17 protein-coding genes are annotated in these 15,731 nt (G+C 34.0%); 9 read left to right on the forward strand and 8 right to left on the reverse strand.

The window, feature by feature from the left end; genetic code table 11:
* Positions 1-163 precede the first annotated feature (163 nt).
* From P6N22_RS06010 to hemB, 6 genes are all read right to left on the reverse strand, one after another.
* Complete coding sequence (locus P6N22_RS06010) at positions 164-460, reverse strand: c-type cytochrome (RefSeq protein WP_280331136.1); 297 nt, start codon at positions 458-460, stop codon at positions 164-166.
* Positions 461-532: 72 nt separating this feature from the next.
* A complete protein-coding gene (locus P6N22_RS06015) occupies positions 533-1,720 on the reverse strand; it encodes a HAMP domain-containing sensor histidine kinase (protein ID WP_280331138.1) in 1,188 nt (395 codons plus the stop codon).
* Entirely contained in the window at positions 1,680-2,345 is a 666-nt protein-coding gene (locus tag P6N22_RS06020) for a response regulator transcription factor (protein ID WP_280331140.1), read from the reverse strand. Before P6N22_RS06020 ends, P6N22_RS06015 begins: the two co-directional genes overlap by 41 nt.
* Positions 2,346-2,433: 88 nt before the next feature.
* A complete protein-coding gene (locus tag P6N22_RS06025; RefSeq protein WP_280331142.1) occupies positions 2,434-3,621 on the reverse strand; it encodes a multiheme c-type cytochrome in 1,188 nt (395 codons plus the stop codon).
* A 3-nt stretch (positions 3,622-3,624) separates the two neighbouring features.
* Entirely contained in the window at positions 3,625-4,548 is a 924-nt protein-coding gene (gene argF, locus P6N22_RS06030) for an ornithine carbamoyltransferase (protein WP_280331144.1), read from the reverse strand.
* Positions 4,549-4,584: 36 nt separating this feature from the next.
* A complete protein-coding gene (gene hemB / locus P6N22_RS06035) occupies positions 4,585-5,556 on the reverse strand; it encodes a porphobilinogen synthase (RefSeq protein WP_280331146.1) in 972 nt (323 codons plus the stop codon).
* A gap of 57 nt (positions 5,557-5,613) precedes the next feature.
* Here hemB and ribA point away from each other — a divergent pair, with 57 nt between their 5' ends.
* Both ribA and P6N22_RS06045 read left to right on the forward strand, forming a co-directional pair.
* Positions 5,614-6,177: a GTP cyclohydrolase II gene (gene ribA, locus P6N22_RS06040; protein WP_280331148.1), complete on the forward strand. Its 564-nt coding sequence runs from the start codon at positions 5,614-5,616 to the stop codon at positions 6,175-6,177.
* Positions 6,177-8,642: an EAL domain-containing protein gene (locus P6N22_RS06045; RefSeq protein WP_280331150.1), complete on the forward strand. Its 2,466-nt coding sequence runs from the start codon at positions 6,177-6,179 to the stop codon at positions 8,640-8,642. Before ribA ends, P6N22_RS06045 begins: the two co-directional genes overlap by 1 nt.
* On the opposite strand, the gene P6N22_RS06050 is transcribed toward P6N22_RS06045, so the two are convergent.
* Complete coding sequence (locus P6N22_RS06050; RefSeq protein WP_280331152.1) at positions 8,635-9,081, reverse strand: CZB domain-containing protein; 447 nt, start codon at positions 9,079-9,081, stop codon at positions 8,635-8,637. The genes P6N22_RS06045 and P6N22_RS06050 overlap by 8 nt on opposite strands.
* 104 nt (positions 9,082-9,185) lie before the next feature.
* Between P6N22_RS06050 and P6N22_RS06055 the strand changes: the two genes are divergently transcribed.
* The 5 genes from P6N22_RS06055 to P6N22_RS06075 are packed head-to-tail and all read left to right on the forward strand — an operon-like array spanning position 9,186 to position 11,499.
* Positions 9,186-9,749 carry a PAS domain-containing protein gene (locus P6N22_RS06055; protein WP_280331153.1) on the forward strand — a complete coding sequence of 188 codons (564 nt, stop codon included), beginning with the start codon at positions 9,186-9,188 and terminating at the stop codon, positions 9,747-9,749.
* A gap of 46 nt (positions 9,750-9,795) precedes the next feature.
* Entirely contained in the window at positions 9,796-10,380 is a 585-nt protein-coding gene (gene rsmG, locus P6N22_RS06060) for a 16S rRNA (guanine(527)-N(7))-methyltransferase RsmG (RefSeq protein WP_280331155.1), read from the forward strand.
* Positions 10,377-10,595 (forward strand): PP0621 family protein, encoded by a 219-nt coding sequence (locus tag P6N22_RS06065; protein ID WP_280331156.1) that lies wholly within the window; start codon positions 10,377-10,379, stop codon positions 10,593-10,595. The genes rsmG and P6N22_RS06065 overlap by 4 nt, the downstream gene beginning before the upstream one ends.
* Positions 10,595-10,984 (forward strand): hypothetical protein, encoded by a 390-nt coding sequence (locus P6N22_RS06070; RefSeq protein WP_280331158.1) that lies wholly within the window; start codon positions 10,595-10,597, stop codon positions 10,982-10,984. The genes P6N22_RS06065 and P6N22_RS06070 overlap by 1 nt, the downstream gene beginning before the upstream one ends.
* Positions 10,984-11,499 (forward strand): NlpC/P60 family protein, encoded by a 516-nt coding sequence (locus tag P6N22_RS06075; RefSeq protein ID WP_280331160.1) that lies wholly within the window; start codon positions 10,984-10,986, stop codon positions 11,497-11,499. The genes P6N22_RS06070 and P6N22_RS06075 overlap by 1 nt, the downstream gene beginning before the upstream one ends.
* Here the strand turns inward: P6N22_RS06075 and P6N22_RS06080 are convergent.
* Positions 11,496-12,509 carry an alanine racemase gene (locus P6N22_RS06080; protein ID WP_280331162.1) on the reverse strand — a complete coding sequence of 338 codons (1,014 nt, stop codon included), beginning with the start codon at positions 12,507-12,509 and terminating at the stop codon, positions 11,496-11,498. The two genes, P6N22_RS06075 and P6N22_RS06080, sit on opposite strands and share 4 nt — an antisense overlap.
* Positions 12,510-12,523: 14 nt before the next feature.
* Between P6N22_RS06080 and P6N22_RS06085 the strand changes: the two genes are divergently transcribed.
* Positions 12,524-13,513: an agmatine deiminase family protein gene (locus tag P6N22_RS06085; RefSeq protein WP_280331164.1), complete on the forward strand. Its 990-nt coding sequence runs from the start codon at positions 12,524-12,526 to the stop codon at positions 13,511-13,513.
* 196 nt (positions 13,514-13,709) lie between these two features.
* Entirely contained in the window at positions 13,710-15,728 is a 2,019-nt protein-coding gene (locus P6N22_RS06090) for a TonB-dependent receptor (RefSeq protein ID WP_280331165.1), read from the forward strand.
* Positions 15,729-15,731: the final 3 nt, after the last annotated feature.

Consider the following 15,731-nt stretch of genomic DNA (forward strand, 5'->3'; position numbering starts at 1 on the left):
CACTCCATACAGCTGGTTTAGATTTTCTGAAATCCTCAGCTCTTACGCTTGCAGGTACAACAGCTAAAGCTAATGCACCTAAAGTCATACTTAAAAATTGTCTTCTTTCCATAATCTTTTCCTTTGAATTTAGATTGCGTATTTAATTGTATATTATTTTAGCTTATTTTAAACCCTCTATATATTTTGCAAGTGCTTTCATGTCAGCTTCACTTAATTTGTTTACCTGACCTTTCATTACACCTTTCATTGCACCGCCGTATGTACCTTCTTTATATCCTTTAAGAGCAGCAAGAGTTTTTTCTGCTTTCCAACCTTTAATTACTTGTGATTTCCCTAAAGCATGTTTCTCACCATTTGCACCGTGACATGCTGTACATTTTGCAAAGTTAGCATCCGCATTTAAAGCTACCGCACCTAAGATTCCTAAACCGATGATTGTTTTTAATAAAGTTTTCATTTAAAACTCCTTTGTTTTATTTAGAAGTAGTATAGAAAATAATTGTGAAGTGATTGTGAAGTGTACTAAGAATTAAAACCTAATAATAAAAGCAGTATATTCATCTTTAACAGAATCGACATTTATACTAAAGCCGTACTCATCTAAAATAGATTTAACAATATGAAGTCCTATCCCAAATCCACCAGTTGTATTTGTAAATCTAGCATACCTTGTAAACAAGTTCTCCAAGTTCTCTTTAGCTATCCCTATGCCACTATCTTTTATAATTAAACTCTTTTTCTTTAGCGTGATATCTATTGTCCCATTAATAGTATTGTATTTAATAGCATTTGAAAGAAGATTGTCAATCACTTTTGTTATTTTTTTCCTATCGATATTAAGGTAAAACTCCTCTTGATAGTTTTTATTGATTTCAATATTTTTCATATTTGCTTGTACTTTAAAATACTCCACCCTTTCATCTAAGAGTTCATTCAATAGAAGTTTTTCATCTTGAGAGATAAGTTTATGTTTGAGTATTAAAAAAGTAAGATCATCGTAAATATTGGAAAGTGTTTTTGCCCCTATCTCAATTCTGCTTATCACTTTTTGAGAGAATTTATTTTGCTCTTGTGTTTGAAGAAGTTCAACATTTGTCAATATAGTACTCACCGGTGTGTTTAACTCATGTGTCGTATCTTTAATGAACCTATCAAGTAAAAATAGTGTATCTTTCATGGGTTTTAGTAAAAGGGTAAGTAAAAAGTATCCTACTGTAAGCATAAATATTAAAAATATAGTTCCAAATAAAACGATTGTACGAATTAAAGTTATCTCGAAACTTTTATCCTCTGCTATTTCAACTATAATATACTGAGCTCCCAAATAGTATTCATCACTGTTTTTCAAATAGCGTGCTATCATATTTTGTGTCATCTGCAGTTGACTGAGATCAAGGGTAGGATTATCTTTTGTTGAATACAAAAGTTTATAATCTTTATCGTAAAGAGTTGTTTTAAACTTTTTATCCCAAGGGTAAACGAGTTGATTTGTAGTGTCTTTTTGAAGCTCTTTTAGTTTTGATGTTAATTCATTCGCATAATCATTTAAAGCAACCAACTGTTCCTGATTATATATCTCTTTTTGTGAACTATAGTAAAGATAAACTCCTAAACCAGTAATAATAATCGTTAAAAAACTATAAAGTAGTAAAAAGTTTTGTAAAGTTTTTTTGGCACTAGAAGATAAATTTATATCCAGATTTTTTAATACTGACAATCGTATCCTTTCCTAAAATTTGACGCAGATGTTTTATGTAAGTCCGAACAGCACTTTCGCTGCTTTCTTCATCATATTCCCAAAGTCTGCTTTCAATTACTTCGTGACTCACTAACTCATTTTTATGTTGTAAAAAAAGTTTTAAAAGTTCCAACTCTTTATTGGCCAATGACATGATTGTACCGTTTTGTTTTAAAGTGTCATTGTTTGTATCAAAACTGCATCCGTTAGGTAGCACTAACTCATCACTTTTTTTATGGTAAAACTCCCTTTTTAAAAGTGTTTCAACTCTCAGTTGTAACTCTTTGAGTGCAAACGGTTTTTTTATATAATCATCGCATCCACTGTCATACCCGCTTTCGATATCTGCTATACCGTTAAGGGATGTAATAAAGATTGCGGGTGTTTGGTTCTCTCTGTCTCTTATCTCATGTAAAAGTTCAAAACCGTTTAGTTTAGGTACATTAACATCAAGTAGCAGTAGATCGAAATTATTTTCATATGCTTTTTCGCTGGCATCCAAGCCGTCATAACTGCTTATCACTTCATACTCTAGTGATTCTAAAAAATCTTTAACAGTTTCATGTAATGCCATATCATCTTCGAGGAGTAATATTTTTTTCATAGCTACATTATATCAAGCTATGGGTAGAAAAATAGCTTATATTTTTTAAGTAAGGGGATTACGAGGGGCAAGATACCAAAAAAGTATCTTATAGTACTTTAATAGTAGTTTGCGTAATTGGGAATTTTTTACTCCAGATTGGGTCTTCTAAGTCAAGAAGTCCTTTTACTTCATCATTCACCAATTTATAACTAAGTTTTACATCTACGCTTTTTGTCCCTTTTATCTTCTCTATTCTAAGAGTTTTAGAACCCTTAGCAGGAATGCTCATATCTTTTGATTGAGCTTTTGCCATATGAGGTGTACTAGGTTTTTCTCTTTTTCTTGTATATTTTGTTGTTAAAGAGATTGTTTTCGTATCAATAACCTCACCTTTGTTATCTTTATACGTTATATCTAAAATCAATTCTCGTCCGCCAAAACCGCTTGGGATATTATGAGGTTGAGGATTTGCAATAGTTACAAGAATATCTCTATTTTTATTTTCAATTGATAGTGATAAAGCACCTTCCCACATAGATTCAAAATGAGCACCCATAAAACCATGGTTTCTTACTGTTCTTATCTTTTTCTCACCATTAAAACTAAACGTTGCAGCAACATCTTGTTTTCTAGGACCCATATGGCATTCTACACATGCTTGTTCGCCTTTGTATTCTTTTTCCATATTTGTAAATACTAAGCCTCTTGTGCTTCTGTCATTAGCATGACAGACAAAACAGAGTCTGTTTGGTGTTTTATCCATAAAATCGTGGTGTATAGTTTTATGGTATGGTGATTTAGCATCACTGTAAGGTCCTGTCATTGTTCCAGACGGTGTCCATTCAACTCTATCCATACCTCTTTTTTTCTCATCATATTCATCATGGATTTTATCCACGTTGTGACAAACAACACAGTTAATCCCTTCATCAATAGAATCATCATTGACTGCTTTATCTACTTTACTTCCTTTGCTAAGGCCCATAACAGCAGCTATTTCATAGTCTTGCGTCGTTTTTGTAACTGTGATTCTAGGATTGTGACAAGTTGCACATTCAATTTTAACACTGTTTAAACTTTTTCTTGTTTTTCTACTAACATACTCCATACTTTTTCTAAAGTACTCATCATTTTGGAAATGACTTTTTGCATGCCACGAGTTTTTCCACTCGTTTACGATTCTTTTATGACACGTTTGACATTTTGTAGAATCTTGATATCTCTCATCTACTTTAACAACTGTAGCACCAAAACTATAAGTAACCGTTAGTAAAAAAATTAGAAAAAATCTCATACATTATCCTCTGTGTTTATCTAGCCAGACCATAAGTCCTTTTTGAGCATGCAATCTATTCTCAGCTTCGCTGAAAACAATATCACTGTGCTCTTCTAATACCTCTTCACTCACTTCTTGCCCGCGATACGCAGGTAAACAATGTAAAAATTTTGCACCTTTTTGAGCTAAGCACATCATTAAACCGTCTACAATATAACCTTGAAAAGCTTTAATACGCTCCTCTTTTTCATCTTCTTGTCCCATTGAAGCCCAAGTGTCAGTTGTCACTACTGTTGCACCTGTAATAGCTTCTTTTGGATCATTACTTACTTTAATAACTGCACCGCTCTCTTTAGCAAGTTCATATGCGTCTTTTAGTACATCACTATCTACTTCATACCCTTTTGGCGTTGCAATACGAAGCTCAAATCCAAGCTTTGCTGCAAGCATTAACCATGAATGAGTCATGTTGTTTCCATCACCTACATACGCAACTACCAAATCTTTTTCCATACCGTATTCGATAATAGTCATATAATCCGCTAATAATTGTACAGGGTGATACGAGTCAGTCAATCCGTTAATTACCGGAACCTGTGAACATTTTGCAAACTCTTCGATCATCGAGTGCTCAAATGTTCTAATCATTACCATATCACACATTCTACTGATAACACGAGCCGTATCTTTTACAGGCTCACCACGTCCTAAATGGATATCACGATTTGATAAGAAGAGTGCATGTCCGCCGAGTTGAAACATTCCAGTTTCAAAACTAACTCTTGTTCTTGTCGAACTTTTTTCAAAGATCATTGCTAAGGTTTTATGCTCTAATTCTTTATTGTAAATACCATTTTTCAGATTTTTTTTAATACTAAGACCTAGATCAATAATCTCTAATATTTCTTCTTTACTAAAGTCTTTTAGTGTTAAAAAATGTCTCATTTTCTGTCCTAAATTTTTAAATAAGCGTCAATTATACTATTTTTTTAAAAGTTTTGCTACTTCTTTTGCATGATATGAAATAATAATATCAGCACCTGCGCGTTTAAACGCAATCATCGTCTCCATCACTACACGATCGTAGTCAATCAGCCCAGCATTTCCTGCATGTTTTAACATTGCATACTCACCGCTTACATTATATACTGCCATCGGTTTTGTCGTATTGTCTTTAATCTCTCTGATAATATCAAGATAAGCTAGTGCCGGTTTTACCATTAGAATATCTGCACCTTGCGCCTCATCTTCGATCGATTCTGCAATAGCTTCACGACGGTTTGCAGGGTCCATTTGATATGAGCTTCTGTCACCAAAACTTGGTGTCGATTCTGCTACGTCACGGAATGGTCCGTAGTATCCCGAAGCAAATTTTGTCGAATAACTCATAATTGGAAGATCATTATATCCCGCTGCATCAAGCGACGTTCTTAATGTTTCGATAATTCCATCCATCATACCTGAAGGTGCAATCATGTCAGCACCCGCTTTCGCATGTACGATCGCCTGCTTCCCAGAGAGTTCTAAAGTTGCATCGTTGACAACTGTTTCTTTTTCTTCATCGATAATTCCACAATGTCCGTGATCAGTATATTCACAAAAACAAAGATCTGTTACGACAAACATATCAGGATGTGCTTTTTTCACTGCCTTTACTGCACTTGCAATAATTCCATGCTCACATAAAGCATCGCTTCCTACTGAATCTTTCGTATCGGGAATACCAAATAAAATAATTGAATATATACCTAATTCTTTTAACTCCGCGCACTCTTTGACTGCAACGTCAATACTCATCTGATATACACCAGGCATAGATGCCACTTCAGTTTTTATACCCTCTCCGCTTCTTACAAATAATGGATAAATAAAATCATCAACACTTACATGTGTCTCACGTACTAAAGCACGTAAATGTTGGTTTAAACGTGTTCTACGGAATCTTTGAAACATACTTTTTAACCTTTTTCGCTATAATTGCGATTATTTTACCATTATAAAGATTAATTTATGAATATAGAGATTTCGGAAATAGCAAACTTACCTTCACGTTTTGGTGATTTCAAAGTCAAAGCATTTAAAGAGGGACATAAAGAACATTTAGTGATTTACGCGAACAATTTAGACGAAGTTCCTATAGTAAGAGTTCATTCAGAGTGTTTAACTGGTGACGCTATAGGAAGCTTAAAATGTGATTGTCGCGATCAGCTTGAGTACGCTCTAAAAATGGTAAACGAAACAGGGGGAATGGTAATATATCTGCGCCAAGAAGGTAGAAATATCGGTCTCTTAAACAAGATTAATGCGTATGCCCTTCAAGACAAAGGCTATAACACTATAGAAGCCAATCATCAACTTGGATTTTCTGCCGATGAAAGAAGTTATGAGATAGTTACATTTGTACTCAATCACTTTAACATCGATAAAATTAAACTTCTTACAAACAACCCTGATAAAATCAATTCTATCAGCGGGGTTGAAATTGTAGAAAGAATCCCTATTATCATGGAATCAAACAAACATAACGAAGGTTACCTAACAACTAAACGTGATGAAATGGGCCATTTAATTTAATGGCGATAAACATAGCACAAGACGATCTAAATACCGCAATATGTAAACTCAAAGCTAGAGAAGACATATTAAGAGAGTTTAGTACTCTTTCAGGACTTGGAAACTGGGAGTTAGACTTTAATACAAACACGACGACGTGGTCTGACAGCCTCTACAACCTTTATCAGATTCCAAAAGAAACAGAACTAAATTTTGACACTTTTTTAAATTTAATCCTCCCAGAGTATGTTGAAAAAGCAAAAAGGCTTGTTCGGTTCTCAACTAAATCAAAAGAGATGTTCTCATTTCAAGCCAAAGCAAAACGCGGTGACGGACAAATAATCGATATACTCATTAACGGGAAAACTCTATTCAGTGATAATGGGGCACCTCTTAAACTTGTCGGTTCAACTCAAGATATTACTGATATTCTGGCTGTTAAACAAGAAGCAAAAGAGTTATCTAGCCTGGTAGAACAATCCTCTAATGAAATTTATATAGTTGATTTTGAAACATTAGACTATTTGTATGTCAACAAAGGAGCTACAGAGGCTTTACAATATTCAAAAGAGGCTCTGTTGTCGATGAATGTTAGGGATATTAATCCTTACCTAAAAGAAAAAGAGATAAACAGACTCAAACAACTTCTTGAAAATGATGAGAATGTTTTAAATAAAACAATTCACAAAAGAAGAGATCATACTTTATATTATGCACAGTCATATCTTCATCTTATCGAATACAGGAACAAAAAAGCTTATGTTATTTTTGATACAGATATCTCTCAGATAGTTGAACTTGAGTCTAAGTATAAAAAACAGGCAAAAATTCTCGAAAATATCCATGATTCTGTAATCAGTACGGATAATTATGGAAATATTACAACTTGGAACAAAGGTAGTTATAAACTTTTCGGCTATGAACCTTTTGAGGTGATTGGAAAAAATATCAAACTAATATATAGCAAAAAGAATGAAATTACTTTATCACAGTGTTTTGACAATATCATTCATGGAATCAATCTTAATTCTGAATTTCACTTACGTACAAAAGATGCAAAAGAGATTATTTGTGATGTTTCTTTAAGTGCTTCTACGGATGATATAGGTAGGATAACAGGTTATATAGGCTATATTCAAGATATTACTCAACAAAAAGAGACTCAAAAGATGCTCGAGATTCAAACAGAAAAACTGAGACATCAAGCACACCATGATATGCTTACAAATTTGCCTAATAGAGTTTTATTCAGAGACAGACTCGATCAAAATATTGCAACATCAAAAAGAAATAACAATAAATTTGCACTTCTGTTTATCGATCTTGATCAGTTTAAGAACATCAACGACTCTTTAGGTCACCACATAGGTGATGAAGTACTGATTGAAGCATCAAAACGTTTAAATTCTGTGATTCGTTCCGAAGATACGCTTGCGCGTCTTGGGGGCGATGAATTTACAATTATTCTAAAAAATATTAAAAACTCTTCAGGTGCAACAACTGTAGCTCAAAAAATTATCGATGTTTTAAAAGAACCTATTATTATTAAAGATCTTGAACTATACGTCTCTTCAAGTATTGGTATTGCAATTTATCCTAACGACACAAATGAGGGAGACAACCTTATTAAATACGCTGATGCTGCTATGTATAAAGCAAAAGATGAAGGACGCAATAATTACCAGTTTTATTCATCAGAAATGACAGAATCTGCTTTTGAACGTGTTATTATGGAGCAAAATTTACGTATTGCGATCAAAGAAGAAAACTTTTCTGTACACTACCAACCTCAAATTGATTCTAATACAAATAGTTTAGTAGGAATGGAAGCACTTGTAAGATGGGAACATAACGAAGTAGGAATGATTGCTCCTGAAAAATTCATCCCTTTAGCTGAAGAGACAGGTATGATAATTCAAATAGACTTGATAGTTTTACGCAATGCAATGACTCAAGTGAAAAAATGGTATGAACAAGGGTTAAATCCTGGAAAGCTTTCACTTAATCTCTCAGCAAAACAGATAGAAAATAAAAATTTTATAGAGATACTTTCTCAAACAATGCAAGTGTTAGATTTTGATCCTGCGTGGTTGACATTAGAGATTACAGAGAGCCAAATTATGAAAAATCCTGAAGACTCGATTAGAAAATTAAAAGAGATTAGTGCTTTAGGGATTGAGATAGCGATTGATGACTTTGGAACAGGTTATTCTTCACTTGCATATTTAAAACGTCTTCCTGTAAACAAATTAAAAATTGACAAAGCTTTTGTTGATGGTTTACCGCATGATGAAGAGGATATTGCTATTTCAAAAGCGATTATAGCCCTGGCAAAAACATTGAATTTAAAACTTGTAGCCGAAGGTGTAGAAACTAAGGAACAGCAAGAATTTATGCTGGCAAACGGTTGTGATGTAATTCAGGGATATTACTATTCAAAACCGATTGACTCAAATAATATGCAAGAGTATTTAACTGCTATTTAAATTTACTATCCGGCAATGCCGCTACTCTACGCAGCGCTGTATCTGCTTCACGAAACATATCATCTGTAATTTGTGAGAGCTCTTTATAATATAGTTTTAATTTATCAGCATCTAAACTGCTTATACTTCCATTAAAAACTTTAGATAATAAACTTGTCTTTTTTTTCTGCAGCTTCTGATGGATCTGATAAACTCTAGCATAATCTTTATGCCATTGCTCATGGATTTTGTCTAAACGTTCAAAAAGTTGATGGCCCAGAATTTGTGTCATTGTATCTTTATTTGAGTAAAACCATTGTCCACACTCACACTCCATTTTCCCAAGTGCTGTCGGTTCTTCAACATCTTTACCTTTGATAATCTGTTTAATCTTATCCATCTGTCTTTGATGAGTTTCTTTTGCAAGTGCAATTGCTTCTAACATCTCATTTTTTTTCATTTTTCTACTCTTCTTGGCAAAAATTGCCTAAATTATACAAAAATTAAAAAAAATTAACAAATAAAACTATATAATGAATTTAATTTTTCTAAAAGGATTAGAATATGGCACGTCCAACTCCTATCGATAAAGAGAAAATATTAGACCCTAAAAAATATATTGTTTCCAAAACAGATGCCAAAGGGATCATAGAATATGGAAATGATTATTTTGTAGAAATTTCAGGCTATTCAGAATCGGAACTAATAGGTAAACCTCATAACATTATCCGTCATCCAGATATGCCAAAAGTGGTATTTAAGATGATGTGGGATCGCATTAACCGTGCACAAAACATTATGGCAGTCGTAAAAAACATGGCAAAAGACGGCAGTTATTATTGGGTTGTCACCGAATTTGAACCTAAGGTAGACCCTATTACAAACGAGATTATCTCGCACACCGCCTTTAGAAAAGCTGCTCCTAAAAAAGCTGTAGAAGTGATGGAGCCGATCTATCAAAAACTGATTGAAATTGAAAAAGAAGGGGGTATGGAAGCAAGTGAAAAATATCTTCGCGGCTTCTTAGAAGAGAAGAATCTAACCTATGATCAATTCATTGATAATCTTGTTGGAAACAAAGGTCTTTTCAAAATCTTTTTCTCTGCTATGAAAAAACTATTTTCATAAACAAGCCTTTTTTAGATAAAATATCCTTTTTGAAAAGGATATTTTGTTGAATCTACAAGAGCAACTTCACGAACTACATTTACCAGATAATTTTTTTACCAATGTTGCAAAATATAAAGAACATCTTTTAAAATGGAATAAAATCCATAATCTAACAGGTGCAAAAGATGAAAACACTTTAGATGAATTTATTTTCGATGCAGTCTATCCTGTCAGTTTTTTACCTAAAATCAACTCTTTAATGGATATAGGAACAGGTGCGGGTTTCCCAGGTATGATCTTAGCTATGGCATTACCTGACACACAAGTAACTTTAGTGGAACCCCTTGCAAAACGTGCAAGTTTTTTACAATTTATCAAAGCCGATCTGGGACTTGAAAATGTTACAGTTGTAAAAAAAAGAGTCGAAGAGATGGAAAGTACAATCTTTGATCTTATCACTTCAAGAGCGGTTACAGATACTAAAATGTTGCTCAAACTCAGTGAAAACCATAGAGACTCCCATACAAAACTCTTTTTTTATAAAGGTGAAAAAGTTTTTGACGAGATGGAAGATCTAGCTCAAAATATGCAATATAAAGTTATAGAGATGCAAAATAGACATTACCTACTATTAGGAGAAACATTATGATATTAAAAATTTTACTTGTTATCGGAGTTATTGCCGTTGTATATTTTATGTTTATCAAAAAAAAGCCGATATCATCTAAGAACAACGACACTAAACTTCAAGCAAACGATATGATAGAGTGTGCTCAATGCGGTGTGTACGTAGAAGTTGGTGAAGCTATCTTAAGCAACGGTAAGTATTACTGTTCTCAAGAGTGTTTAAATAAGGACAAATGATGCTGCTTTTTGGTCATCGATTTATTGAAAGTATAAAGTTTTACCATATCTTTGACATCGAAGATATAAAAAACACTCCCTCTTCTTCTACTCTTTATTTAGAGTATAGTGAGGAGAATTTAGACATTATAAAGCATCTTCAGAAAAATACTGTCCCTTTCGTATTAAGCATTAAGAATATTACGGAACTTGTATATGCATCGGCTTTAGGTGCCAGCTACATAGCAGTAAGTAAAAAACTTGCAAAAACAGCACAAAATATCGCTGAAAACTATCTATTTGATGCTAAAGTACTCACACATATAGAAGAGGAAGACGAAATTGAAGAGTTGGCATTACTTGGTGTTGACGGTGTTATTTTTGCCCAAGCGATTGTAAAGATAAGCTGATGAAAGCACTAGTTCTTGCTATAGTAGCTTTAACCTTTTTAGGATGCTCTACCAAGAACCCTTCTGCTGCAAACTATATAAATTTAACACCATACACTACTCAAACTGCTCAGGAAGTTCCATATAAACTTAAAAATGAGAACCCTGTTACATTAACAATTTATGAACAGTATAAAAAATGGTACTCTACACCTTATCTCTATGGCGGTGACAGTTGTGAAGGAATTGATTGTTCAGCACTTGTACAAACTGTCTACCAAGATGGTTTCGGTCTTCATATACCAAGAGATACAAAACACCAAGCCCAAACAGGTTATTTTGTAAACAAGTCTTCTATTCAAGAGGGTGATCTCCTGCTCTTTAAAACTGGATATAACTCAAGACACTCCGGAATCTACATAGAACGCGGAAACTTTTTACATACCTCAACAAAACACGGGGTTATGATCTCAAATATCAATAACCCTTACTGGAAAGAAAAGTATTGGCAGGCAAGAAGAGTACTCAGTTATTAGACGATCTTTCTTTCAATCTCAGGTTTTAAAGCCGTTAAACATTCATAAGAGATTGTCCCTGCAAATTTTGCCGCATCCCTTGCATCACTAAAAATCAACAACTCCTTATCTTCCGATAAAAAGGAACTGTTATCCATAGAAATTCTTCCCGCTATAGATACATTCTCCGGTGTTTTATAGATGTTTGAACAGCTTCTTAAAAAACCATCCCCGTAACCAAAATCGTAATTTGATACAACTTGTTCTCTTACACTTTTAAAACTTGCACCGTAACCGACACAATTACCCTCTTGCAAAGTTCTTGTAGAGTTCTTTTGTGCATATACACTTAGAACAGGTTTGAGCGTTACTATAGGAAGACTTGGAGGCATTTCCAAACAGCCGTAAACTGCTATTCCTACTCTTGTCATATCTTCATCGAAATTTTTTGTGCGAAAGAGTGCTGCCGAATTAGCACTGTGAAATTTAATTTCATAACCGTATTGCTTAGCCAAAACTCTTGCTTCTTGTTTTATTTCTTCAAAGTTCTTTTGCTGAAATTCAAAATAATCACCCTCTTCATCTGCACAGGCATGGTGAGTTAATACACCTTTAAGCTCGAGTCCCTGTTCTTTGATCAGAGCAAAAGCTTCTGCGAGTTCATTTGCTTCAATACCATTTCTATTCATCCCGGAATTTACTTTCAATTCCACTTTTGTATCTCTGGGAAACTCTTTAATTGCACCTAATTCATTGATCGTATAATGTACTTTTTCATCTGCTTTTTTCGGTTTTTCTGCTAACACTAAAATGTATTCAAAATATTTGTAAATTTGTTCTGCATCATTTTGCGATCTGACAACTGCTTTTGTAATCCCGTACTCTTTTGCCAGTCCTGCCATTTCACACAATCCGTGACCGTATGCATTATCTTTCAAAACTACTGCAATTTTATCTATACTTTTAGTTTTATCTGCGATAATGTCAAGATTATAAAAAAAGTTCTTTTTATTTAACGTTATATAAGCCATGGAGAAATTATACTATGTTAATTCCTGAATTTGAGAAACAAAGCTTTACTCAAGTCGTTTTTCCGCATGAAAATACAGATTGGTCTGAATATTTGGAAGATGCCAGAAAAAATTTTGTAGATATTATCAATGCAATCAGAAGATTTCAGCCCTGTTTAGTAGTGTGCTACAACATTACAGAGGTGCAAAGTTATTTTGAAGATTATACAAATATCAAATTTGTCGAATACACTGCAAACGATACGTGGGCACGTGACAGCTCTGCACTAACAGTTGAAGAAAACGGTGAAATTAAACTGCTTAATTTTACATTTAATGCATGGGGTGGTAAGTTTGATGCCAAACTTGACGATAAAATGTCTCATGCCATTTCATCTGTTTATTCAGCACCTTTAGTCGATTGTGATTTTATTTTAGAGGGTGGCGGTGTTGAGAGTAATGGAGCTGGGCTTATTCTAACAACTTCAGAGTGTATGCTCAACCCAAACAGAAATAAAGATTTTACAAAAGAAGAAGTGACACAAAAACTAAAAGAGTATTTTGGAGCTAAAGAGATTCTTTATCTAAATCATGGTTATCTAGCAGGTGATGATACAGATTCACACATAGATACATTGGCACGTTTTATCTCAAAAGACACTATTATGTATGTGGCTTGTGACAATGAGAGAGATGAACACTACGAAGCATTAAAGAAGATGGAAGATGAGCTTAAAGAATTTGTGATTGAACATAAATTGAAGCTTATAAAACTTCCAATGAGTTCAGCAGTATATTATGATGACGAGCGTTTACCTGCTACATATGCAAACTTTTTATTTGTAAACGACGGTGTGCTTGTACCGACATATAATGTCAAAGAGGATGCCGAAGCATTAGAGATTTTCAAATGGGTTTTTCCAAACAGAAAGGTTGTCGGAATCGATTGTTCAACACTAATCCGACAACACGGTTCACTTCACTGCGTCACTATGAACTTTGCTAGTGGTGTTACTCTCAACTGATTTTTCTTGATCTAATATTGCCATGCCACTCATAATTAAATAAGTGGACAAGGCAAAACCTAAAGCTATTATTACTGTTCGTTTCAATTTTTCCATTTTTGTCATGATAGAATTGTAGCAGATCCTCTCTTAACACTTTTGTAACAATCTTTTTAATAGAATGGGAAACTTTTTATATTTTTAAGGGGAATTGTATATGAAAAAAATCATACCATTATCGTTACTAGCTGTTTCATATCTTGCAGCTAATGATCTGCAAATAGACACAATCAATGTAGAGTCAACTGTAATCTCTGAAGTTGCTCAAAATGCTCAAACATCTGCTGATGTAGCAAAAGCACTCAGCGACAGAGTTCCAAGTATTGATATGAACAGAAGAAGTGGCATTGCCAACGATATTTATATCCGTGGACAAAAAAGAGACAACATCGTTGTTGAAGTTGACGGTACAAAAGTTTACGGTGCTTGTCCAAACAGAATGGATCCTCCTGCGTCACACATTGTTGCTAATCAAATCGATACAATCCAAGTTATCGAAGGTCCTTACGATATTGAAACTTTCGGTGCATTAAGCGGTGAAGTAAAAATTACAACAAGAAAACCATCTGAAGATTTTCAAGGTTCAATTAACTTAGGTTTTGGTGCATGGAACTACAAAAAATTCGGTGCTACTATGAGCGGTGGTAATGACCTTATTAGAATGATTGCGACTGTTTCTAGTGAATCAAGCGATCAATATGAAGATGGTAACGGTGATACATTGGCAACACAGTTAGACAAGTATGCAGCCCTGAACCCAGCAGATATGACTCTGCAAAAGAAAATATACAAACCTTCATATCATGATATGCCTGCATATGAGAAAAAAAGTGCCATGGCAAAAGCATTTATCTCAACTGCTGAAAATCAGGAATTACGCTTAAGTGTAACTGCAAATAGAAGTGATAATGTCCTTTATCCAAACTCTGGTATGGATGCAATTTATGATGATTCAAATATCTACAGCGTTGAGTACAATATAGACTCAATCAATAATGAATATAAAAATCTAAATCTGCAATACTACCACTCAGATGTTGATCACCCTATGGGGACTGACTATAGAGTAGCTTCAACTATGCCGGCAATGCTTATGACAAACTGGTTAAAAACATCAATGAACGGCGTTAAACTCAAAAATACTTTCGATCTTTTAGGGCACAAACTTGTTATCGGTTTAGATGGAAGTACGAGAAAATGGAGTGGTCATTATGATGTAGCACATGTTGAAAAAGCAAAAAGTATTGATGATACAAAAACACAAAATACTGCTATTTTTGCCAAACTGGAAAAATCTTACGGCAATTTAGACTTTGTACTTGGTGCAAGATATGATAGTACAAAAATCAAAAATAATAGTTACAACTCTAGAAAATTTTCTTATACTAGTGCAAATCTTATGACTACGTACAACTTTAATAAAGAGAATAAAATCTTCTTGGGTATTGGTCAAGCTTCTCGTGTACCGGATGCCAGAGAACTTTACTTTAACTCATATAATATGATGATGAACACTACAAAACAAGTGGGAACAGACACATTAAAAGAAACAACAAACAGAGAAGTTGATTTAGGATACGAAACAAATAATCAGTATTTCAAATTAAAAGCAAAAGTGTTTTATTCTATGCTCAACGACTATATTTATTACCAACAGCAAGCAAACGGTGTTGCACTAACTACAAACAACTTTAAAAATATTGATGCGACAGTTTATGGTGCTGAACTAAGTGCATCAGTATATGCGACAGATGATATTTCTATAGATATGGGAGCTTCATACAAAGTAGGTAGAAAAGATACAGCACTAATAGGACAAACAGATAAAGATCTGGCAGATATTGCTCCTCTTCGTGCGAATATCGGTGTAAATTATGAGTATATGAACAATTCAATGGCTACTCTTGAAATGCAAGCAAGTGACAGATGGGATACCTTCGATGCTGACAACGGTGAGCAAGAGATTGCCGGATGGGCCGTTGTGAATGCAAAAGTTAAACATGCTGTAAACAAAAAATTTGACCTTACACTCGGAATCAACAATATATTTGATGTAACATATGCCATAAATAACACATATACTGATCTTACACTTGTTAGTACCGGTACTACTGATGTAATGCTTCTAAACGAGCCTGGACGTTACTTCTACACTAACTTAGATTTTAAATTCTAATTC

Source organism: Sulfurimonas sp. C5, assembly GCF_029872055.1.
GTDB lineage: Bacteria > Campylobacterota > Campylobacteria > Campylobacterales > Sulfurimonadaceae > Sulfurimonas.

What these genes read in the sequence shown, in the direction of transcription:
- P6N22_RS06025 (WP_280331142.1), bottom strand. Translation starts at nt 3,621, where the DNA reads ATGAGATTTTTTCTAATTTTTTTACTAACGGTTACTTATAGTTTTGGT.
- P6N22_RS06050 (WP_280331152.1), bottom strand. Translation starts at nt 9,081, where the DNA reads ATGAAAAAAAATGAGATGTTAGAAGCAATTGCACTTGCAAAAGAAACT.
- P6N22_RS06085 (WP_280331164.1), top strand. Translation starts at nt 12,524, where the DNA reads ATGTTAATTCCTGAATTTGAGAAACAAAGCTTTACTCAAGTCGTTTTT.
- P6N22_RS06080 (WP_280331162.1), bottom strand. Translation starts at nt 12,509, where the DNA reads ATGGCTTATATAACGTTAAATAAAAAGAACTTTTTTTATAATCTTGAC.
- argF (WP_280331144.1), bottom strand. Translation starts at nt 4,548, where the DNA reads ATGAGACATTTTTTAACACTAAAAGACTTTAGTAAAGAAGAAATATTA.
- P6N22_RS06045 (WP_280331150.1), top strand. Translation starts at nt 6,177, where the DNA reads ATGGCGATAAACATAGCACAAGACGATCTAAATACCGCAATATGTAAA.
- P6N22_RS06010 (WP_280331136.1), bottom strand. Translation starts at nt 460, where the DNA reads ATGAAAACTTTATTAAAAACAATCATCGGTTTAGGAATCTTAGGTGCG.
- P6N22_RS06070 (WP_280331158.1), top strand. Translation starts at nt 10,595, where the DNA reads ATGCTGCTTTTTGGTCATCGATTTATTGAAAGTATAAAGTTTTACCAT.
- P6N22_RS06090 (WP_280331165.1), top strand. Translation starts at nt 13,710, where the DNA reads ATGAAAAAAATCATACCATTATCGTTACTAGCTGTTTCATATCTTGCA.
- hemB (WP_280331146.1), bottom strand. Translation starts at nt 5,556, where the DNA reads ATGTTTCAAAGATTCCGTAGAACACGTTTAAACCAACATTTACGTGCT.
- ribA (WP_280331148.1), top strand. Translation starts at nt 5,614, where the DNA reads ATGAATATAGAGATTTCGGAAATAGCAAACTTACCTTCACGTTTTGGT.
- P6N22_RS06020 (WP_280331140.1), bottom strand. Translation starts at nt 2,345, where the DNA reads ATGAAAAAAATATTACTCCTCGAAGATGATATGGCATTACATGAAACT.
- P6N22_RS06055 (WP_280331153.1), top strand. Translation starts at nt 9,186, where the DNA reads ATGGCACGTCCAACTCCTATCGATAAAGAGAAAATATTAGACCCTAAA.
- P6N22_RS06065 (WP_280331156.1), top strand. Translation starts at nt 10,377, where the DNA reads ATGATATTAAAAATTTTACTTGTTATCGGAGTTATTGCCGTTGTATAT.
- P6N22_RS06075 (WP_280331160.1), top strand. Translation starts at nt 10,984, where the DNA reads ATGAAAGCACTAGTTCTTGCTATAGTAGCTTTAACCTTTTTAGGATGC.